The following is a 19,471-nucleotide window of genomic DNA, read 5'->3' on the forward strand; positions in this document are numbered from 1 at the left end:
GTGGCCCCCGCGCGGGGGGGGGGGGGGGGGGGGCCCGCGGGGGCGGGGGGGGGGGGGGGGGGGGGGCCCCCCCCCCCCCCCCCGCCGCCGCACGCCTAGGCCGTGGCCACTTCCACCGGAGGTACCCGCAACGCCGCCCGGCCCGGGAGGGCGGTGGCCGCCAGGGCCAGCATCCCGGCCACCCCCACCACGGCCGCGTAGGCCACCGGCAGCACCGCGGGCGCCGCCGCCCCCGTCATGCCCACGCTGAACGCGGTCAGTACGGCCAGCGCGATCCCAGATCCCAGCGCCGTCCCGATCAGGAGCACCGCCAGTGCCTCCGTCCGCAGCATCCGCAGCACCTGCCGGCGCTTCGCCCCGGCCAGCCGCAGCATCGCGAACTCCCGGAACCGCTCGGCGGTCGACATCGCGAGCGTGTTCACCACCGCGATCGCGGTGAAGGCCAGCACCAGTCCCATCGCCAGCAGGTTGATCTCCGCCCCGGCGTCCTGCCGCTCCGCCCGTGCCGCGTCGGCGTCCACCGCGGACAGCACCCGTACGTCCGGGAACTCCCGGACCGCGGCGACCAGTTGCTCCCGTCCGGTCCCCGAACCCGGTTCCGCCGCCACCACCACGCTGGCGGCCAGCGGATTGTCCGCGTGCGCGGCCACCAGCCCGTGCGGCAGCGTCAGATCGCCGAAGCCGAGGCCCCGCGCGTACACGGCCGAGACCGTCAGCGTGACCGGGGTACCGTCCCCCAGCGTCAGCTTCAGCGGGCTCCCGGGCTTCAGCCCCAGCTGGTCGGCGGCGAGTTCGCTCACCGCCGCGCTCCCCTCGCCGAAGCCGTCCAGGCTGCCGCCGGTGACCTCCGGGTCCCAGGTCCGGGTCAGCCCGGCCGGGGTCACGCCCTGCGCGGCGTACTTCGTGAGCCCCACCCGTACCGAGGTGTGCACGATCTCGGTGGCCGCCGTGACCCCCGGGGTGCGCCGGACCCGCTCGACGGCCTCCCTCGTCACTCCCGGCCCCTGCGCGGCCAGTGCCCACGGGGCCCGGATCCCCTCGCGGGCCTGGGCCCGGGCGGCGTCCCCGAGCGTCGGGGTGATGAAGAGCACGGTGCAGGTCATGCCAATCAGCAGCGCCAGCGGGGTGACGGCGGAGGCCATGCGCGTGGCGTTCCCGCGCAGGTTGGCGGTGGCCAGGTGACCGCCCGGGCCGGCCAGCCGCAGCGGTCCGGCGAGCAGCGCGGTGGCGGCCCGTACGAGCAGCGGGCCGAGCAGCGAAACCGCCCCGGCCAGTACCACCACGGCGAGGAAGGTGACCGGGGTGGAGGCCGGCTCGGTGCGCAGCGAGCCGAGTACGACGACCAGCACCGCCCCGCCCGCCAGCAGCAGCACGCCGAGTCCGCTGCGGATCCAACCGGGCCGCCCCCGCTCGACGGCGGCTTCGGCGAGCGCCTCGGCCGGGCGGATCCGGGCGATCCGGCGGCCGGTGATCCGGGCGGCGGCCCAGGCTCCGAGCAGGCTGGCCGCGACGGCCGCGAACATCGGGAAGATGCCGGCGGTGGGCTCCAAGGTGGCGGGGACGACCCCGCCGTCGACGAACCGGCCGTGCAGCCAGGCGGCGAGCGGCAGCCCGGCGAGCGCTCCGGCGACGCCGGCGGCCAGGCCGACGAGCAGTGCTTCCCGGCCGATCATGCGCCGCAGCTGCCCCGGGGTGGCGGCGATGGCCCGCAGTAGGGCGAGTTCGCGGTAGCGCTGCTGGACGGAGAGCGCGAAGGTCCCGACAACCACGAGGATCGCGACGAGCAGCGAGGTGCCGCCCATCGCACCGCCCATGGAGACCAGTTTGATGCGGGCGCCGGCGGCGTCGAGGAATTCCACGGGGCCGCGCCCGTCACCCGTGGCGACCTGCGCCGTGGTGCCTTGCAGTGCCCGCTCGACCCGGGCGGCGAGCTCGGTGGCGCCGACACCCGGCGCGGGCAGCACTCCGATGGCGCTGACCTGGCCGTCGCGGGCGGCGAGGCGCCGGGCCTCGTCGTCACTGAAGAAGAGCGCGTGCTGCTGCGCGAGGTCGCCCCGGGCGCCCCGATCCGTCTTCGCGACCCCGCTGACCCGGTACGTCTTGGGTTCGCCGGTGGACTGCACGGCGAGCTCGGAGCCCGGCTCCAGCCCGGCGCGGGCGGCCAGCGCCCGGTCGACGACGACCTCGCCGCCGCTCTGCGGGGCGCGGCCCTCGCTGAGGGTGAAGGGGGTCAGTGCGGCGGAGGTCCAGGCGTGCCCGTACGAGGGCACCACCGGCGCGCCGGGGCCCTCGAGCAGGGGGACGGCCTGGAAGGTGAGCTCGGGGACGGCCCGTTCGACGCCGGGTACGGCACGGACCGTGTCCACGGTGGCGGCGGGGAGCCAGGCCCGCTCGGCGACCGGTTTGGCCTTGTGCTTGGTCTTGGTCCGTCCGCCCTTCTTCTCCTTGACCGTGGTCTCGTGGACGTTCTGGTCGGCGGAGACGAGGATCGGCGCGGCCGCGTAGCGCTCGGTGCCGATCTTTCCGCGGAGGCCCGTTTCCAGGAGTGTCCCGCAGGCGGTGACGAGGGCGGCCGCGCACAGCAGTGCGACGAAGGCGCCGAGGAAACCCGCCTTGCGGTCCCTGACGGTCTGGAGGGCGTAACGCAGCATCATGCGGCCAACTTTGCCGTCGCGCCGGGCGACTGACATTGGCGTGCCCCGGCGTCTGGTCCCGGGGGCTACCCCCACCCCGGGCCCACCGGCTCACTCCCCCGGGTACCCCAGGTCGTCGGCGTCGTCGCCCTCCGTCTCCAGCGCCCGGCGCACCACCCGCAGGGCCATGCCCTCCGGGTATCCCTTGCGGGCGAGCATCCCGGCGAGGCGCCGGATCCGCTTGTCCCGCTCCAGGCCCCGGGTGGAACGGAGCTTGCGCTCCACGAGCTCCCGGGCGGTCTGCTCTTCCTGATCGGAATCCAGCAGCTCCAGGGCCTCCTCCACGAGGGTGGCGTGCACCCCCTTGGTCCGGAGCTCCTGGGCCAGCGCCCGACGGGCCAGGCCCCGGCCGCGGTGCCGGGATTCGACCCAGGCTCCGGCGAAGGCCGCGTCGTCGATCAGGCCCACCTCCTCGTACCGGGAGAGGACCTGTTGCGACACCTCCTCGGGGATGCCCCGCTTGTGCAGGGCGTCCGCGAGCTGGCGCCGGGTACGCGGGCTCCCGGTGAGCAGGCGCAGACAGATCGCCCGCGCCTGCTCCTCGGGGCTCTGGGGCGGCAGCTCCGAACGGCCCTCACGGCCGCCTCGGCGCTCGCCGCCCCCTTCCTGCTCCCGCACGGGTCAGCTCTTGGCCACGGCGGCCTTGGCCGTCGTCTTGGCCTTCGATGCCGGGGCGGGCACGGCGGTGGCCGCGGCGTCGGCCACGTCCGTACCGGCTTCGGCGGCGTCCTTGCGGACACCCACGCCCAGCTTCTCCTTGATCTTCCGCTCGATCTCGTTGGCGAGGTCGGGGTTGTCCTTCAGGAAGTTACGGGCGTTCTCCTTGCCCTGGCCGAGCTGGTCGCCCTCGTACGTGTACCAGGCACCGGCCTTGCGGACGAAGCCGTGCTCCACGCCCATGTCGATCAGACCGCCCTCGCGGCTGATGCCCTGCCCGTAGAGGATGTCGAACTCGGCCTGCTTGAACGGGGGCGCGACCTTGTTCTTGACGACCTTGACGCGGGTGCGGTTACCGACCGCGTCCGTGCCGTCCTTGAGGGTCTCGATGCGGCGGATGTCGAGGCGCACGGAGGCGTAGAACTTTAGCGCGCGACCACCGGTGGTGGTCTCGGGCGAGCCGAACATCACACCGATCTTCTCGCGGAGCTGGTTGATGAAGATCGCGGTGGTCTTGGACTGGTTGAGCGCACCGGTGATCTTCCGGAGCGCCTGGCTCATCAGTCGGGCCTGGAGGCCGACGTGCGAGTCGCCCATCTCGCCCTCGATCTCCGCGCGCGGCACGAGGGCCGCCACCGAGTCGATGACGATCAGGTCGAGGGCACCGGAGCGGACCAGCATGTCCACGATCTCCAGCGCCTGCTCGCCGGTGTCCGGCTGCGACAGGATGAGGTTGTCGGTGTCGACGCCGAGGGCCTTCGCGTACTCGGGGTCGAGCGCGTGCTCGGCGTCCACGAAGGCGACGGTGCCGCCGGCCTTCTGTGCGTTGGCCACGGCGTGCAGGGTCAGGGTCGTCTTACCGGAGGACTCCGGGCCGTACACCTCGATCACACGGCCGCGGGGCAGCCCGCCGACGCCGAGGGCGATGTCCAGGGCGGTCGACCCGGTGGGGATGACCTCGATGGGGTCGTTCGGCTTGTCGCCGAGGCGCATGACCGCACCCTTGCCGAATTGCCGTTCAATCTGTGCGAGAGCGGCGTCGAGAGCCTTCTCGCGGTCGGTGCCTGCCATGGGTTCCACCCGGTTTGCTTGAGTCGATCGCTTCACGTCACTGACGCTAATGCCTGCCACTGACAATGCGCCTCCACGAGCGTTTCGGCTGTGGATAACCCATCAGAATGGATGTTCGATTTCCCTGTCAAGCGCACCACGCCCGCCCCGGCCCACGACCGAGGCCGCGCCGCCGTTCGGGAACGGGCGCCGGCTCACGACCGTCTCCACCCCCGGGTGGTGCGAGGAGAACCGGCCGCCGTCAACCGAACGACAGGAGACCCACGTGCCCGCGCTGCGCCGCCCGTCCCGCGTGACGGCGATCTGCCTCGTCCTGGCCACCGCACTGCTGGCCGGCGGCGTCTTCGCCGTCCGGCAGGGCCCGGCGGCGGGCCTTCTCCCCGAAGCGACATGGGGCGGCTGGCGGTCCCGAGAGGTGCTGCACTGGTCGACACACGTCCGGGTCAACAGGTGGGCACACGCCGCAGAGGCGGAGATCCGCATGGGCAAGGCCGAGTGGATCACGCTCAAGGCGTACGGCGAGGACGCCCACGGCACCACGGGCATGTACCCCACTGCCTTCACCCTCACCCCCGACGGGAAGCTCACCGGGCGGGAAGTCGCACTCGCTGGCTGACACTTGACGGAGCGACCGCTCGCCCGCGGGGTTCACTCGAAGACCCGGCGCGTCGGCCAGCCCGACCTGCCGGGTCCGAGTGCGCGCTCTCCACGCCCCCGCCCGGGCGGGGCCGCCAAAACCCTGTGGCTCTTCGGGGTCGGCCCTGCATACGTTCGGCCGCATGGCTGACGACTGCTTCGGGCACCCGCAACTGGCCGCGATCTACGATCCGCTCGACCCCGACCGCAGCGATCTCGATGCCTACCTCCGCATCGCGGAAGAGTTCGAGGCGCACCGGGTCCTGGACATCGGCTGCGGCACGGGGGTGTTCGCGCTCCTCCTCGCCGAGCGCGGGATCGACGTCGTCGGCATCGACCCCGCCCGGGCGTCCATCGACGTCGCCCGGGCCAAACCGGGTGGCGAGCGGGTGCGCTGGATCTGCGGTGACGCAACAACCCTCCCGCCACTGCAGGTCGACCTCGCAACAATGACGGCGAACGTGGCCCAGGCCATCGTTGATCCGGGCAACTGGCAGAAGACCCTGCGGGGAGCCCATGAGGCACTACGGCCCGGTGGGCACCTGGTCTTCGAGACCCGTGACCCGGCGAGGCGCGCCTGGGAGGAGTGGACCCCCGAGAACTCCCGCCGCGTGACCGAGATCCCGGGCGTCGGCCCCGTCGAGAGCTGGGTCCGGCTGATCGAGGTGAGCCGGCCCCTGGTGACCTTTCGCCGGACCTACGTCTTCGCAGCGGACGGGCGGGTGCTGACCTCGGATTCGACGCTGCGCTTCCGCGGGCGCGAAGAGATCGAGACGGACCTGGTCACCCATGGCTACTCGGTGCAGGACGTGCGCGATGCGCCGGACAGGCCGGGCGACGAGTTCGTCTTCCTCGCACGACGCCCCTGATCCCGAGCGATCCACGCCGCTCCGTCACGCCCCTGCGGTACCGGGACGCAGGAGCGCCCCGTCATCAGGATCCGGGGTCGCGCAGTACGAGCACCTCCGCGAAGGGCCTGCCGGTCCGCTCCGCGTACGCCATCCGCTCGCGCACCTCGCGCAGGGTGCGCGGCCGGTATCCCGGTCCGCCGAAGCAGCAGTTCTTGTGGAAACGCACGCCCGCGTTCAGCAGCACGGCGAGCGTCCGCCATGCCGCGGCGTCCCGCCGACGGGGCACGGCGAAGGCCGACCCCACATGGACCAGGGCTCCCGCACACCGCGGACAGATCCGCTCCCGGTCCCTGTCGTAGGGCTGCTTGTACGAGGCCCTGCAGGGCAGGCAGACGTAGGAGGTCTTCGCATGAGCCATGGGAGCAGGGTAGGCAGTTCCCGCACCGGGATCACCGCGATTGCGGGGCCCGGAACGGCGGGGGCGGGGGTCCGGTCACAGCGCTAGTGCTGTGGCCGGAAAGGTTTGCCGGTTCGCGGCGTTCGGTGCGGTACATCGCAAGGCGGAAGGCCGCGGCTCGTACTGGACGTACTTGCGCGGTCCGACAACGCGGCGAGGTGCCGTACCGGGCGTCGTGAGCCGGTGAACCTTTCCGGCCACAGCACTAGAGGGGACCGAGGTCACCGTGGAGGACGGTCCGGGTGATCGGGGGCCGATCCCGGAGGGCGAGGATCTCGTTGGCGAGGTCCACGACGGGGAGCGGGTCCTGGTCGCGGTGCACCTCGATGGAGGCCGCCTCGAGGCTGCGCGGTACGGCTCCGGCATCGAGCAGGACGCGCCAGTCCTGCGGGCCCAGTTCGAGGAACTCCAGTGCGGTCAGTCGGGCGATCTCCAGCGGGTCGGCGAGCGTGCCCGGGGAGGCGGTGAGGGTCCGTAGCCGGGGCAGTCCCATGACGGGGACGAGGCTCAGCGGTGCGCCCTGCCATCCGCCGGTGGACAGCACCTCCAGGCGCGGGTCGACGACGGCACGGAGGTCCGTCAGGCCCGCGAGGTCGGTCCGGGCGCCGGGCCGAGGTCGGTCCCCCGGGCGGTCGCGGCGCCCTTCCCCGCGTCCGTTGACCACCAGGTCGGTGAGGGAGTCGGCGAGCAGTTCACCGCCGATGACCTGCTCGTGGTCGATCAGCACGATCTGTCCGAGGGCGCCCCGCGGGCCCGGCGTCAGATCGACCGCGATCGGGTCGCCTCCGCCGCCGACCGCGAAGACGATCCAGCCCGGGGAACCGACCAGGCCCTGTACGGCGGCGCCGGGCGGTGTGTCGACGACCTGCATCGCCGCGGACCGCCAGTCGCACGGACGGGTGGGGGCGCGGGCGACGTACAAGCGCTCCAAGGGGAGGAGTTCGCAGTCGACCGCCCCATCGAGGTGTTCGGCGGCCCCGTCGACGTCGCCGCGGCCCCTGCGCCCCGCCGCGGTCACCCGGTGGAGCACCTTGAGCTCGTCGGGCAGCGTGACGCCCAGTCGTTCCTCCGCGGCGGCGATCTCCGCCTCCGTAGCCCCCCGGGCGCCGGGCACCTGCGCGCGGAGCGTGCGTTCCAGCAAGGCCGGATCCGCCGACGGCGACGGTGCCGCCCCGGGGGTCGGATCGGGGAGGCGGCGCCAGGGTTCGGCGAGCGCCCCCTCGACCAGGAGGAGCGCCCCCGGGTGCACGGTGGCGAATCCGGGCTCCACGGCGGGTCCGGGATCGATCAGGTGGAGCGCGGTCGCCCCGGTCGGCGAGACCTCCGCCTTGAAGCAGACGTCGCGGGCTTCCGCGTCCGCGAGCGCGCGCAGCACCCGCTCCACCGCGTCGAGCTCGGCCCGGCTCGCCCGTCCGCGCCGCGGACGTCGAGGGGCCCGTACCCAACCGCGCCGGCCGATCCGTCCCGCCAGGTGGCCGTCCGGGGCCGCAGGTGTCCGCACATCGTCGGCGCGCAGGATCCGCAGCAGCGGCTCCCAGGTCGCGAAGTCGTGCATCGCGGGCAAGAACGGCCTCCGGTCGAGTGCGGCGGCCGGTCGTCCGCCACCCCCGCCGGCCCTGCACACACCCTACGCAGCACCACCGACACCCGCCCCGGTCAGGTCACTTGGCCGCCAGGACCGCCTTGATCATCGAGACGGTGCTGACCAGTTTGGGGAGGCCTTCCGTCTGGACCGCCCTGATGCCCCGGGAGACCTGGCTCCCGTCCTTCTTCGCGGCCCCGTCGGCGCATTCTGCCGCCCCCCGCCGGAACCCGCCGAGGGCCTCCTTCCAGTGCCGCTGGGCGGCTTCGTCCGGGATCGGGTCGAGCTTCTCGGCCTTGGCGGTCTGGGCCAGCAGGTCCTGGCAGGCGGGTCCTTGGACGTCGATCGTGCGCATGCTCACCTCGTTGACCCGGCCGGCGTCCTCGGTCAGCTTCCTGATCTGCTCCTCGCCCCCCGAGCCGTACCACTCCTCCAGCCGCTCGGCCGGGGTCTGGGAACAGCCTCCGAGCAACAGCACGACCGCTGCGACGGTGGCGGTGGCGGTGGCACGGGTCGTCGCTGCGGGGACGCGCACGCGGAATCTCATGGAACCTGGAACCCCCCCTGGATCGGTCCGACCGATGCTGCCAGGGGCGCTCGGGGCCCGTGCCCCTCGTGATGGTTTCGTGACGGGTCGTCGGTCAGAGGGAGATCGCCGTCCCGAGGGACTCGGCGGCCAGGAACTTCGGCGCGCCCTCCTCGTAGAAGACGTCGAGGGCCGTGATCGTGAATCCGGCCGCCGCCAGCAGGTCCGGGGCGGATCGGGTGAGGTGGCAGCCGCCCAGGAGCCGCATGTTCAGCGGTTCGAGCCGTCGCTGCATGCGGCGCACGCGCCAATCGCCTTCCGGGGCGAGCCCGTGTTCGACGAAGTGCAGGGTTCCGCCCCGCTTGAGCACGCGGCGCAGCTCGCGCAGGGCGGCCACGGCGTCCGGGATGGTGCACAGCGTCCAGGTGGACAGCGCGGAGTCGAAGCCACCGTCCTCGAAGGGCAGCGACTGGCCGTCCAGGCCGGCCCGCCGGACCGGGACGCGGGCGCCGCGCACGCGCTCCGCGGCCAGCCGCCACGCGACGTCGGACGGCTCGACCGCCGACACGCCCGTGACGCCCTGCGGGTAGAAGGGGGCGTTGTGCCCCGCGCCGAAGCCGATCTCGACGACCTCGCCCGCCAGCCCCGCGCAGACCCGGCGTCGCAGCGGCCGGGCCATCTTGGCCCCGCAGGCGACGTTGAGGATCCGCGGCACTGCCTGCTCTGCGTAGAACCCCATGGCGGCCTCCGCGTCTCGCGCTTCCTCCTCAGGATGACACCGCGGCCCCGCGCCCACGAACACCCCACGCGGGTGACAACCTGAGGTTGACACTCATCGAGGTGTCAACCTAGGGTTGCACCTATGACGAACCCTTCGGTGGAACCCGTTCGCATGACCAATCCGGTACGCCTCGACGACCTGATCGAGGCCATCAACAAGGTCCACACGGACCCCCTGGAGCAGCTCAGCGACGCCGTCGTCGCAGCAGAGGCCCTCGGGGACGTCGCGGACCACCTCATCGGCCACTTCGTCGACCAGGCCCGCCGCTCCGGCGCCTCCTGGACCGACATCGGCCGCAGCATGGGCGTCACCCGCCAGGCGGCCCAGAAGCGCTTCGTCCCCAAGGCGGACAAGGAGGGCGCGGGTGGCATGGACCCGAGCGCCGGCTTCGGCCGCTTCACCCCCCGCGCCCGCAACGTCGTCATGACCGCCCAGAACGAGGCCCGCGCCGCCGGCAACACCGAGATCCGAACCGAGCACCTGGTCCTGGGCCTCCTCGCCGAGTTCGAGGGCCTCGCCGGGTACGCCCTGAGCGCCCAGGGGGTCTCGGCGGACGAGGTGCGCGCCGCCGTGACCGCCCTGCTGCCCCCGGCCCAGCCGGAGGTCCCCGACCTGATCCCCTTCGACGCGTCCGCGAAGAAGGCCCTCGAACTCACCTTCCGCGAAGCCCTCCGCATGGGCCACGACTTCGTCGGCACGGAGCACGTCCTGCTCGCGCTCCTGGAGCTGGAGAACGGCGAGGGCCCGCTGAGCGGTCTCGGACTCGACAAGGCCGCCGTCGAGACGACCGTCAGCGAAGCCTTGGCAGTCGTACGCGTCGACGCCGACGGGCAGTAGAGGACTCCGCGTCCCGCGTCAGTTCGTAGCGCTTGACGTACGCACCGAGGAAGGACTGCAGGGTGGCGACGGCCGGGATCGCGATGAGCGCCCCGACCGCGCCCAGCAGGGCGGTGCCCGCGATGACCGATCCGAAGGCCACCGCCGGATGGATGTCCACGGTCTTCGAGGTCAGCTTCGGCTGCAGGACGTAGTTCTCAAACTGCTGGTAGATCACCACGAAGCCGAGTACGTACAGCGCGTACCAGGGGTCCACGGTGAAGGCGAGCAGGACCGGCAGCGCGCCCGCGAGATAGGTGCCGATGGTGGGGACGAACTGCGAGACCAGTCCCACCCACACGGCGAGCGCGGGCGCGTACGGCACCCCGAGGACCGCCAGCACGATGTAGGTCGCGACACCGGAGATCAGGGCCATCAGCCCGCGCGAGTAGAGGTACCCGCCCGTCTTGGCGACGGCGATCTCCCAGGCGCGCAGCACCTCGGCCTGCTTCGCGGGCGGCAGTACGGAGCACAGCGCGCGCCGCAGCCGCGGTCCGTCGGCGGCGAAGTAGAAGGAGAACAGTCCGATCGTCAGCAGCTTGAAGAGTCCGCCGAGCACGGTGGCGGAGACGTCGAGCACTCCGGACGCGCTGTTCTGCACGTACTTGCGCAGCCAGTCGGAGCGCAGCACGCTCTCCTGGATCTCCAGCCGGGACAGTTCGGTGTGGAAGGTGGAGTTGATCGCTTTGATCACCGAGTCGAGATAGCCCGGGAAGCCCTCGACCATGGCGACGATCTGCCCGGCGAGCAGCGAGCCGAGCAGGGCGAGGAAGCCCGCGGTCACGATGAGCACCGCGAGGAACACCACGAAGGTGGCGAGCCCGCGGCGCATGCCGCCGGCCGCCATCCTGGCCACCGCCGGTTCGATCGCGAGCGCGAGGAAGAACGCGATCAGGATGTTGACGAGGAGGCCTATCAGCTGGTGGAAGGCCCAGCTGCCGAGCTGGAAACAGGCCACGAGGGCCAGTACGAGGACCACGGCGCGCGGCAGCCAGCGCGGCATGCGCGCATCGTCCGCGGCGGGGGCCGCACCGGACGGGGGCGACCCGGGCGGACCCGGCCGACCCGGCTGATCCGGCGTTTTCGGCTCCTCCGCCTCCACCGGCGGTGTCACCCCCCGCGCCTCGGCGGACTGATCGGTCGTTTCTTCGCTGGCTGCCACGGCGCCAAGTCTGTCCCACCCGCGCCCGCCCTCGCGAAACAGCGCGCTGGTCAGCGCAGCGACGCCGGTACGTCCATCGCCGAACACACCGCGCGCCACACGTCCTTGGTCTCCCAGCCCGCATCCAGCGCCTGGTGGACGGTGCGCCCGCCCAGCTCCGTCATGACGTGGTCCCGCGCGAAGGAGTCCGCATAGCCCGCGCCGAAGTGCTCCGCCATCCGTTCCCAGAAAATCGTCAACCGCATGCCCCCAGTATCCCGCCCCGGGAGAGTGCACCGCCCGCGTTCGGCCCTCCCCGCCGCACCGCTGCGTCCTACGTTGCACGCATGCCCGGAGACGAAGCTTCCCCGCAGACCCCCCAGAACCCTCAGCCCTCTCAGCCCCCGCAGACCCCGCTGGCCCGCGCCGAAGGGTTCATCTGGCTCACGGCCCGCGTGCTGGAGCAGCGGCGGTTCGCGTTCCACTTCCTCGGCGGGGACGCCGACCCGGTGGACACGGCCCTCGGTTCGTACCTCAACGCGGACGGAGGATACGGTCACGCACTCGATCCGGATCTTCGCGGTCCGCTCAGCCAACCCCTACACACCGCGCACGCGCTGCGCGTGCTCGACAGCCTGGGCCGCTGCGCCGGGCAGCGCGTCGAGCGGCTCTGCCGCCACCTGACCGGGGTCTCCACCGCGGACGGCGCGCTTCCGGTGGTCTTCCCGGCCCCCCGCGACTATCCGGCGGCCCCCTACCACCCCCTGCACGACGACCCGCCGGGCGAGCTGCTGACCACGGGCCCGGTCGTCGGCGTACTGCACCGCAACCGGGTCTGGCACGCCTGGCTCTTCCGGGCCACGGACTTCTGCTGGGACCGGGTCGAGAACCTGCACCACTCGCACCCGTACGAGATCCAGAGCGCGGTGGCCTTCCTCGACGGCATCCCCGACCGGGCGCGCGCGGCGGCGGCCGCGGACCGGCTGGGGCGGCTGGTGCGCGAGCAGCGGCTCGTGGTGCTCGATCCGGTGCGGCGGGCGGAGTACCCGGAAGCCCCCGGCTACGCGCCGGGCGAGCGGCTGTACCCGCACGACTTCGCCCAGCGGCCGGAGTCGCTGGCCCGCGGCTGGTTCACCGATGCGGAGCTGCGCCGCTCACTGGACTTCCTGGCCTCCGAGCAGCAGCCGGACGGCGGCTGGCCGGTGCGCCGGCGGGCGTGGGCGCCCGGGAGTTCGCTGGAGCGGCGGCCGATCGCCACCCTGGAGGCCCTGCTCACCCTGCGTGCGTACGGGCGCCTGCCCGCCAAGGTCAGCCCCCCAGGGCCCGTACCCCCGCGGTGACGACGACGGCGGCCGCGACCACGACCAGGAACGGGGCCCGCAGCAGCAGCGCCAGCCCGGCGGCCGCGAGTCCGGCGGCGCGGGCGTCGACGACGAGGGCGGACCCGGTGCTGAAGGTCTGTTGGGCGGTGAGGGCGGCGAGCAGGGCGACCGGCAACAGTGCGGCCAGGCGGCGCACGAGCGGCCGTTCCAGGGCCCCGGCGGGGACGAGCAGCCCGGCGAGCTTGACGGCGTAGCAGCCGACGACCGTGAGGCCGATGGCGATCCAGACGTTCACGGACGGCGTCCCTTCATCCACAGCACGACGGGGGCGGCCAGGGCCGCGATCAGCACGGGCACCCCGGCGGGCAGTACGGGCAGGAAGCCGAGGCCGAGGACGAGCGCGAGGGCGGCGACGGCCCGCTCAGTGGAGGTCTTCAGCATCGGGGCCAGCAGCGCCAGGAACACGGCGGGGCCGGCGGCGTCCAGGCCCCACGCCCTGGTGTCCCCGATGGCCTCGGCCCCGAGCGCACCGAGCAGGGTGGTGAGGTTCCACAGCACGTAGAGGGTGAGTCCGGTGACGGTGAAGCCGAGCCGGGCCGACTTCCGGTCGGGCTGGGCCAGCGCGACGGCAGTGGTCTCGTCGATCACCCAGTGCGCGGCGAGGGGCCGCACGGCGCGGGGCAGCTTGAGCAGCTGCGACAGCCGCAGCCCGTAGAAGGCGTTCCGGGTCCCGAGGAAGAAGGCCCCGGCGGCGGCGGTGAACGGGTTCCCGCCCGCCGCGAGCGCCCCGACCAGGGCGAACTGCGAAGCACCGGTGAAGACGAGGAGGCTGAGCACACAGGCCTGGAGGGTGCTGATGCCGGCCCCGGCGGCGGTCACCCCGAAGGCGAACCCGGACAGTCCGACGGCCACCCCGACCCCGAGCGCGTCCCGCACCACGGCGGCGCGCGGCCGCTCGTCGGGCGCCTGTGTCTCTCGTATCTCTGGCTCTGTGACCAGCTGGTTCTCTCCCACGCCCCGAAACTACGCGGGGCCCGCCTGACGGGTCTTGTACGTTCTTGCGCGCGCCCGGAGTGAGTCCCGCCGGCGCACCGGTTCCCCGAGCAGCGCGGTGAGCTCGGCCTCGGCCCCGGCGGTCAGCGGCGCCCCGAACGCGCACGGGGTGGGCTCCCTGGGGGGCCCGAGCGTCCCGAAGCGCGGCTCGGGGTCGAGGTGGCGGTGGTGGTCGCCGTCCGGATGGACCGAACCCGGCCGCTCGGGAAGCCGTCCCCGCACGTGCGCCTCGTAACGTGCCCGCACCCCCCGATGTCCATGATCGGCAGCCTAGAGCGTGCGCTCCCGCCGGTACGCGCCGGGCGGCACCCCCACGATCCGGGTGAAGTGCCGGTTCAGGTGCGGCTGGTCGGTGAAGCCCACGGCGACGGCCGCCTCCGCGGGCGCCGTGCCCGCGTCGAGGAGCCGGCGCGCCTGCCGGACGCGGGCGTCGGTCAGCCAGGTGTGCGGCGGCATCCCGTACCGCTCGCGGAAGGCCCGCAGCAGCGCGAAGGGGCTCGTGCCCAGCTCCGCGGCGAGCTGCTCCAGCGACGGCGGGTCGGCCATCCGCTCCTGCAGTACGGCCCGGGCCGCCGCGGCGTCGGCGCCGCCCGCACCGCGGACGGTACGGGCGGGCAGCGGTCCGGCGTGCCGGGTCAGCATCCGCGCCACCACGCTGCGCAGCAGTGTGTCGGCGGCCAGTGCGTTCCCCGCCTCGGCGGCCCGGTGGATCTCGGTGATGGCCTGCGCGCCCTGGGGGTCGGCGACCATGTCGGTGGTGAAGCCGGGGGTGCCGCGCAGGGTGCCGAGGTCGTCGGCGACCTCGGCGAGCAGCTCGCTGGAGGGGTAGAGGGTGGCGTACGCCCAGCCCTCGGGCACGCCGGCGCGCGCGGTGTGCGGTACCTCGGGGTTGATCAGGACCACGCTGCCCGGTCCGGCGCGCACCACGTGGCCGGGGAGCCCGATCTCCTCGACGCCTCCGGTGACGGCCGCGATGACGTACCCGTCGTGCGCGTGGCGCGGGAAGGTGTGGCGCACGTAGTGGGCGCGCAGCAGGTCGAGGCCCGGCAGTTCCGCGTACTGCCAGTGCCGTGCCCACTCCCGGCGCCCCCCGGCGCCCTCGTCCTCGTCCGTCCCCATCCCCCCATTCTGCGCCCGGCCCGCGTCGCGCGTTTGCCCAGGTCCGGCCCGTTGTCAGTGGCCGGGTGCACGATGGGAGCATGGCAGGCGCTGCGCTCGACTCGTTCTCCCCCGCGACCCGCTCGTGGTTCACGGGGGCCTTCGTCACGCCCACCGACGCGCAGGAGGGCGCCTGGCGGGCGATCGGGGAGGGCTCGGACGTGCTGGTGGTGGCCCCCACCGGCTCCGGCAAGACCCTGGCGGCGTTCCTCGCCGCCCTCGACCGGCTCGCGTCGACCCCGCCGCCCGCGGATGCGAAGAAGCGCTGCCGCGTGCTGTACGTCTCGCCCCTGAAGGCCCTGGCCGTCGACGTGGAGCGCAATCTGCGCAGCCCGCTGACCGGGATCCGCCAGGAGTCGGTCCGCCTGGGCCTGCCCGAGCCGGACATCCGGGTCGGGATCCGCTCCGGCGACACCCCGCCCGCCGAACGGCGGGCGCTGGCCACCCGCCCGCCGGACATCCTCATCACCACGCCCGAATCGCTGTTCCTGATGCTGACCTCGGCGACCCGGGAGGCCCTGGCCGGGATCGAGACGGTGATCCTGGACGAGGTGCACGCGGTGGCGGGGACCAAGCGCGGCGCCCATCTCGCCCTCTCCCTGGAGCGGCTGGACGAGCTGCTGCCCCGCCCGGCGCGCCGGATCGGGTTGTCGGCGACGGTGCGGCCGGTGGACGAGGTGGCCCGGTACCTGGCGCCGCGCGGCAAGGTGGAGATCGTCCAGCCGCCGTCGGCCAAGGAGTTCGACCTGTCGGTGGTCGTCCCGGTGCAGGACATGGGCGAGTTGGGCGGCTCCCCGGCGACCGAGGGCAAGGAGGGCGGGGACAAGCCGTCGATCTGGCCGCATGTGGAGGAGCGGATCGCCGACCTGGTGCAGGCGCACCGCTCGACGATCGTGTTCGCCAACTCCCGCCGGCTCGCCGAGCGGTTGTGCAACCGGCTCAACGAGATCGCGTACGAGCGCGCCGTCGGCGAGAAGTTGCCCGAGCACTCCTCGCCGGCCGAGGTCATGGCCCAGTCGGGCGCCGAGCTGGGCGCCCCTCCGCTGCTGGCCCGCGCGCACCACGGCTCGGTGTCCAAGGAGCAGCGGGCGCTGGTGGAGGAGGACCTGAAGGCGGGCCGGCTGCCGGCCGTGGTCGCCACCTCCAGCCTGGAGCTGGGCATCGACATGGGCGCGGTGGACCTGGTGGTGCAGGTGGAGTCGCCGCCCTCGGTGGCCTCCGGGTTGCAACGGGTGGGCCGGGCCGGGCACCAGGTGGGCGCGGTCTCCACCGGGGTGGTCTTCCCCAAGTACCGGGGAGACCTGGTGCAGGCGGCGGTGGTCACCGAGCGGATGCGCACGGGGGCGATCGAGTCCCTGCGGGTGCCCTCCAACCCCCTCGACGTACTGGCGCAGCAGCTGGTCGCGATGGTCGCGATGGACACGTGGCAGCTGGACGACCTGCTCGCCCTGGTGCGGCGGGCGGCGCCCTTCGCGGCGCTGCCGGAGTCGGCGTTCACGGCGGTGCTGGACATGCTGGCCGGGCGCTATCCGTCGGACGCGTTCGCCGAGCTCCGGCCGCGCGTGGTCTGGGACCGGGTGGCGGGGACAGTCACGGGCCGGCCGGGTGCCCAGCGCCTCGCGGTCACCTCGGGCGGCACGATCCCCGACCGGGGTCTCTTCGGTGTCTTCCTCGCGGGCTCCGACCCCAAGAAGGGCGGCGGCCGGGTCGGGGAGCTCGACGAGGAGATGGTCTACGAGTCCCGGGTCGGGGACGTCTTCACCCTGGGCACCACCTCGTGGCGGATCGAGGACATCACGCGGGACCGGGTCCTGGTCACCCCCGCACCCGGGGTGCCGGGCCGGCTGCCGTTCTGGAAGGGCGACCAGCTCGGGCGGCCGCTCGAACTGGGCCGTGCGGTCGGCGCGTTCCTCCGCGAGCTCGGCGGCCTGGGCGAGGAGGACGCCCGCCTACGCCTGCTGGCGGCCGGCCTGGACGCCTGGGCCGCCGAGAACGTGTTGGCGTACCTCGCCGAACAGCGCGAGGCCTGCGGTCACGTCCCCGACGACCGGACCATCGTGGTCGAGCGGTTCCGCGACGAGCTCGGGGACTGGCGGGTCGTGGTCCACTCCCCTTTCGGCGCGCAGGTGCACGCCCCCTGGGCGCTGGCACTGGGCGCCCGCCTCGCCGAGAAGTACGGCATGGACGCGCAGGTGATGCACGCCGACGACGGGATCGTGCTCCGTCTGCCCGACGCGGACCTGCTGTCCATGGACCTCCTGGACCACGATCCGGCGGCCGTGCACGGGTTCGAGTTCGACGACGAGAAGGCTCCGCTGGGCGCGGCCGATGTCGCCTTCGACCACGGTGACATCAACCAGCTCGTCACCGACCAGGTCGGCGGCTCCGCACTGTTCGCCTCACGGTTCCGCGAGTGCGCGGCCCGCGCCCTGCTGCTGCCGCGCCGCAGCCCCGGCCGGCGCACCCCGTTGTGGCAGCAGCGCCAGCGCGCCTCCCAGCTGCTCCAGGTGGCCTCGGAGTTCGGCTCCTTCCCGATCGTGCTGGAAGCCGTACGGGAGTGCCTCCAGGACGTCTTCGACGTGCCCGGCCTGACCGAGCTGATGGGGGACATCGAGGCGCGCCGGGTCCGGCTGGTCGAGGTGACCACCCCGGAGCCCTCCCCCTTCGCCCGTTCCCTCCTCTTCGGGTACGTGGCCCAGTTCCTCTACGAGGGGGACTCGCCGCTGGCCGAGCGCCGGGCGGCCGCGCTGTCGCTGGACTCCCGGCTGCTGGCGGAGCTGCTCGGCCAGGCGGAGTTGCGCGAACTCCTCGACGCGCAGGTGCTGGAGGAGTTGGAGCGGGAGCTCCAGTGGCTCACGGAGGACCGGCGGGCCAAGGATCCCGAGTCGGTGGCCGACCTGCTGCGCCTGCTGGGCCCACTGACGCAGGACCAGTTGACCGAGCGCGGGGCGGATCCGGCCTGGGCCGGCGAGCTTGCCGCGGCCCGTCGCGCCATCGCGGTCAGGATCGGCGGCGCGGACCACTGGGCGGCGATCGAGGACGCGGGCCGGCTGCGCGACGCGCTGGGCACGGCGCTGCCCGTCGGGGTTCCGGAGGCGTTCACCGAGCCGGTCAAGGACCCACTCGGGGACCTCCTGGCCCGGTACGCCCGCACCCACGGGCCCTTCACCACGGCCGCCGTCGCCGCCCGCTTCGGCCTGGGCGCGGCAGTGACCGAAGGCGCCCTGCACCGGCTGGCGGCGGCCGGCCGGGTGGTGCAGGGCGAGTTCCATCCGGCGGGCATCGGCCAGGAGTGGTGCGACGCGACGGTGCTGCGCCGGCTCCGCCGCCGTTCCCTCGCCGCGCTCCGCCAGGAGCTGGAACCAGTACCGCCGACCTCACTCGCCACCTTCCTCCCCCAGTGGCAGCACCTGGGCGGAGCACTGCGCGGCCTCGACGGGCTGGCCCGTGCGGTGGAACAGCTCCAGGGCGCCCCGGTGCCGGCCTCCGCGCTGGAACGCCTGATCCTCCCGTCGCGGGTGAGCGGGTACTCCCCGGGCCTGCTGGACGAACTCACCACCGCGGGCGAGGTGGTCTGGGCGGGCGCCGGCGCCCTCCCGGGCAAGGACGGCTGGATCTCCCTGTACCTGGCGGAAGCGGCCCCGATGCTGCTGCCCCCGCCGCACCCGCTGGAGCAGAGCCCCCTCCACCAGGCGGTCCTGGCATCGCTGGCGGGCGGGTACGGCCTGTTCTTCCGGCAGATCGCGCAGTCGATCCGCGGCGAGTTCCCCGAGGTGTCCGACGTCGCCCTCTCCGAGGCCGTATGGGATCTGGCCTGGTCGGGCCGGCTCACCAACGACACGCTGGCCCCCTTGCGGTCGCTGCTCGGTTCGGGCCGCACGGCCGGCTCGACGGCGCACCGGGCCCGGCGCACCGTCCCCCGCGGCCGGTACGGCACGCTCAGCGCGACCGTGTCCCGTAGCGGACCGCCCACGGTCTCCGGACGCTGGTCCCTGCTGCCGGATACGGCCCCCGACCCGACGCACCGGGCCCACGCCCTGGCCCGCACGCTGTTGGACCGGCACGGGGTGGTGACCCGTGGGGCGGTCGCCGCGGAAGGGGTGGAAGGCGGCTTCAGCGCGGTCTACCGCGTCCTGTCGGCCTTCGAGGACAGCGGCCAGGCGCGCCGGGGCTACGTAGTGGAGGGGCTGGGCGCGGCCCAGTTCGCGATGGACGGGGCGGTGGACCGCCTCAGGGCCGCCGAGCGGACCCCGCCCCCTCTGGCGGCGGTGGTGCTGGCGGCCGCCGACCCGGCGAACGCCTACGGCGCGGCCCTGCCCTGGCCCGAGCCGCCGGCCGGGGCCACCCACAAGCCGGGCCGCAAGGCGGGCTCCCTGGTGGTGCTGGTGGACGGGGAGCTCGTCCTGTACCTGGAGCGCGGCGGCAAGACCCTGCTGGCCTGGCCCGCCCCGGAGGACCCCCGGCTCACGGCGGCCACGACCGCCCTGGCGGGCGCCTCCCGCGCGGGCACGCTCCCGGCCCTCACGGTGGAACGGATCAACGCGGCGGCGGCCCTGACCTCCCCCCTGGGTCCGGCCCTGGAGGCGGCCGGCTTCCACGCCACTCCGAGGGGGTTGCGCCTGCGCTCCTGACGGCGCACACGGTCCCGACCCTGTCACTCACGTCCT

18 protein-coding genes are annotated in these 19,471 nt (G+C 73.6%); 5 read left to right on the forward strand and 13 right to left on the reverse strand.

Annotation, left to right across the window (positions count from 1 at the left end):
* Positions 1-95: 95 nt before the first annotated feature.
* From ACIQK6_RS40485 to recA, 3 genes are all read right to left on the reverse strand, one after another.
* Positions 96-2,654: an FtsX-like permease family protein gene (locus ACIQK6_RS40485; protein WP_402697456.1), complete on the reverse strand. Its 2,559-nt coding sequence runs from the start codon at positions 2,652-2,654 to the stop codon at positions 96-98.
* Positions 2,655-2,744: 90 nt separating this feature from the next.
* Entirely contained in the window at positions 2,745-3,311 is a 567-nt protein-coding gene (gene recX, locus ACIQK6_RS40490; protein WP_329098720.1) for a recombination regulator RecX, read from the reverse strand.
* Positions 3,312-3,314: 3 nt separating this feature from the next.
* Positions 3,315-4,421, reverse strand: coding sequence for a recombinase RecA (recA, locus tag ACIQK6_RS40495; RefSeq protein WP_329098721.1), 1,107 nt, complete (start codon positions 4,419-4,421; stop codon positions 3,315-3,317).
* A gap of 265 nt (positions 4,422-4,686) precedes the next feature.
* On the opposite strand from recA, the gene ACIQK6_RS40500 reads away from it, so the two are divergent.
* Positions 4,687-5,037: a hypothetical protein gene (locus tag ACIQK6_RS40500; RefSeq protein ID WP_329098722.1), complete on the forward strand. Its 351-nt coding sequence runs from the start codon at positions 4,687-4,689 to the stop codon at positions 5,035-5,037.
* Positions 5,038-5,200: 163 nt separating this feature from the next.
* A complete protein-coding gene (locus ACIQK6_RS40505) occupies positions 5,201-5,926 on the forward strand; it encodes a class I SAM-dependent methyltransferase (RefSeq protein WP_329098724.1) in 726 nt (241 codons plus the stop codon).
* Positions 5,927-5,990: 64 nt separating this feature from the next.
* Here ACIQK6_RS40505 and ACIQK6_RS40510 read toward each other — a convergent pair whose 3' ends face one another.
* From ACIQK6_RS40510 to ACIQK6_RS40525, 4 genes are all read right to left on the reverse strand, one after another.
* On the reverse strand, positions 5,991-6,326 hold the full coding sequence (locus ACIQK6_RS40510; RefSeq protein ID WP_329098725.1) for a deoxyxylulose-5-phosphate synthase: 336 nt from the start codon (positions 6,324-6,326) through the stop codon (positions 5,991-5,993).
* A gap of 244 nt (positions 6,327-6,570) precedes the next feature.
* Entirely contained in the window at positions 6,571-7,929 is a 1,359-nt protein-coding gene (locus tag ACIQK6_RS40515) for an SMI1/KNR4 family protein (protein WP_402697459.1), read from the reverse strand.
* 97 nt (positions 7,930-8,026) lie between these two features.
* Entirely contained in the window at positions 8,027-8,482 is a 456-nt protein-coding gene (locus ACIQK6_RS40520) for a hypothetical protein (protein WP_329098727.1), read from the reverse strand.
* A 106-nt stretch (positions 8,483-8,588) separates the two neighbouring features.
* Positions 8,589-9,212 (reverse strand): class I SAM-dependent methyltransferase, encoded by a 624-nt coding sequence (locus tag ACIQK6_RS40525; protein WP_402697461.1) that lies wholly within the window; start codon positions 9,210-9,212, stop codon positions 8,589-8,591.
* Between the two features lie 123 nt (positions 9,213-9,335).
* On the opposite strand from ACIQK6_RS40525, the gene ACIQK6_RS40530 reads away from it, so the two are divergent.
* Entirely contained in the window at positions 9,336-10,091 is a 756-nt protein-coding gene (locus ACIQK6_RS40530) for a Clp protease N-terminal domain-containing protein (protein WP_329098730.1), read from the forward strand.
* Here ACIQK6_RS40530 and ACIQK6_RS40535 read toward each other — a convergent pair.
* Complete coding sequence (locus ACIQK6_RS40535; protein ID WP_402697472.1) at positions 10,045-11,244, reverse strand: AI-2E family transporter; 1,200 nt, start codon at positions 11,242-11,244, stop codon at positions 10,045-10,047. The genes ACIQK6_RS40530 and ACIQK6_RS40535 overlap by 47 nt on opposite strands.
* Positions 11,245-11,342: 98 nt before the next feature.
* Positions 11,343-11,537, reverse strand: coding sequence for a DUF3046 domain-containing protein (locus tag ACIQK6_RS40540; RefSeq protein ID WP_033217375.1), 195 nt, complete (start codon positions 11,535-11,537; stop codon positions 11,343-11,345).
* 81 nt (positions 11,538-11,618) lie between these two features.
* Between ACIQK6_RS40540 and ACIQK6_RS40545 the strand changes: the two genes are divergently transcribed.
* Positions 11,619-12,611 (forward strand): hypothetical protein, encoded by a 993-nt coding sequence (locus ACIQK6_RS40545; RefSeq protein WP_402697463.1) that lies wholly within the window; start codon positions 11,619-11,621, stop codon positions 12,609-12,611.
* Here the strand turns inward: ACIQK6_RS40545 and ACIQK6_RS40550 are convergent.
* The 4 genes from ACIQK6_RS40550 to ACIQK6_RS40565 are packed head-to-tail and all read right to left on the reverse strand — an operon-like array spanning position 12,580 to position 14,765.
* Entirely contained in the window at positions 12,580-12,888 is a 309-nt protein-coding gene (locus ACIQK6_RS40550; RefSeq protein ID WP_030010743.1) for an AzlD domain-containing protein, read from the reverse strand. The two genes, ACIQK6_RS40545 and ACIQK6_RS40550, sit on opposite strands and share 32 nt — an antisense overlap.
* Positions 12,885-13,574 carry an AzlC family ABC transporter permease gene (locus ACIQK6_RS40555; protein WP_402697473.1) on the reverse strand — a complete coding sequence of 230 codons (690 nt, stop codon included), beginning with the start codon at positions 13,572-13,574 and terminating at the stop codon, positions 12,885-12,887. The genes ACIQK6_RS40550 and ACIQK6_RS40555 overlap by 4 nt, the downstream gene beginning before the upstream one ends.
* A gap of 42 nt (positions 13,575-13,616) precedes the next feature.
* Positions 13,617-13,892, reverse strand: coding sequence for a DUF2716 domain-containing protein (locus ACIQK6_RS40560; RefSeq protein WP_329098735.1), 276 nt, complete (start codon positions 13,890-13,892; stop codon positions 13,617-13,619).
* Positions 13,893-13,916: 24 nt separating this feature from the next.
* On the reverse strand, positions 13,917-14,765 hold the full coding sequence (locus ACIQK6_RS40565) for an AraC family transcriptional regulator (RefSeq protein WP_329098737.1): 849 nt from the start codon (positions 14,763-14,765) through the stop codon (positions 13,917-13,919).
* Positions 14,766-14,845: 80 nt separating this feature from the next.
* Here ACIQK6_RS40565 and ACIQK6_RS40570 point away from each other — a divergent pair, with 80 nt between their 5' ends.
* A complete protein-coding gene (locus ACIQK6_RS40570; RefSeq protein WP_402697465.1) occupies positions 14,846-19,435 on the forward strand; it encodes an ATP-dependent helicase in 4,590 nt (1,529 codons plus the stop codon).
* Positions 19,436-19,471: the final 36 nt, after the last annotated feature.

It is taken from the genome of Streptomyces sp. NPDC091682, from assembly GCF_044756625.1.
In the GTDB taxonomy this organism is placed as follows: Bacteria; Actinomycetota; Actinomycetes; order Streptomycetales; family Streptomycetaceae; genus Streptomyces.

Excerpts from the sequence above, each read along its gene's own strand:
- recA (WP_329098721.1), bottom strand. The coding sequence starts at position 4,421 with ATGGCAGGCACCGACCGCGAGAAGGCTCTCGACGCCGCTCTCGCACAG.
- ACIQK6_RS40545 (WP_402697463.1), top strand. The coding sequence starts at position 11,619 with ATGCCCGGAGACGAAGCTTCCCCGCAGACCCCCCAGAACCCTCAGCCC.
- ACIQK6_RS40540 (WP_033217375.1), bottom strand. The coding sequence starts at position 11,537 with ATGCGGTTGACGATTTTCTGGGAACGGATGGCGGAGCACTTCGGCGCG.
- ACIQK6_RS40530 (WP_329098730.1), top strand. The coding sequence starts at position 9,336 with ATGACGAACCCTTCGGTGGAACCCGTTCGCATGACCAATCCGGTACGC.
- ACIQK6_RS40510 (WP_329098725.1), bottom strand. The coding sequence starts at position 6,326 with ATGGCTCATGCGAAGACCTCCTACGTCTGCCTGCCCTGCAGGGCCTCG.
- ACIQK6_RS40505 (WP_329098724.1), top strand. The coding sequence starts at position 5,201 with ATGGCTGACGACTGCTTCGGGCACCCGCAACTGGCCGCGATCTACGAT.
- ACIQK6_RS40485 (WP_402697456.1), bottom strand. The coding sequence starts at position 2,654 with ATGATGCTGCGTTACGCCCTCCAGACCGTCAGGGACCGCAAGGCGGGT.
- ACIQK6_RS40565 (WP_329098737.1), bottom strand. The coding sequence starts at position 14,765 with ATGGGGACGGACGAGGACGAGGGCGCCGGGGGGCGCCGGGAGTGGGCA.
- ACIQK6_RS40570 (WP_402697465.1), top strand. The coding sequence starts at position 14,846 with ATGGCAGGCGCTGCGCTCGACTCGTTCTCCCCCGCGACCCGCTCGTGG.
- ACIQK6_RS40525 (WP_402697461.1), bottom strand. The coding sequence starts at position 9,212 with ATGGGGTTCTACGCAGAGCAGGCAGTGCCGCGGATCCTCAACGTCGCC.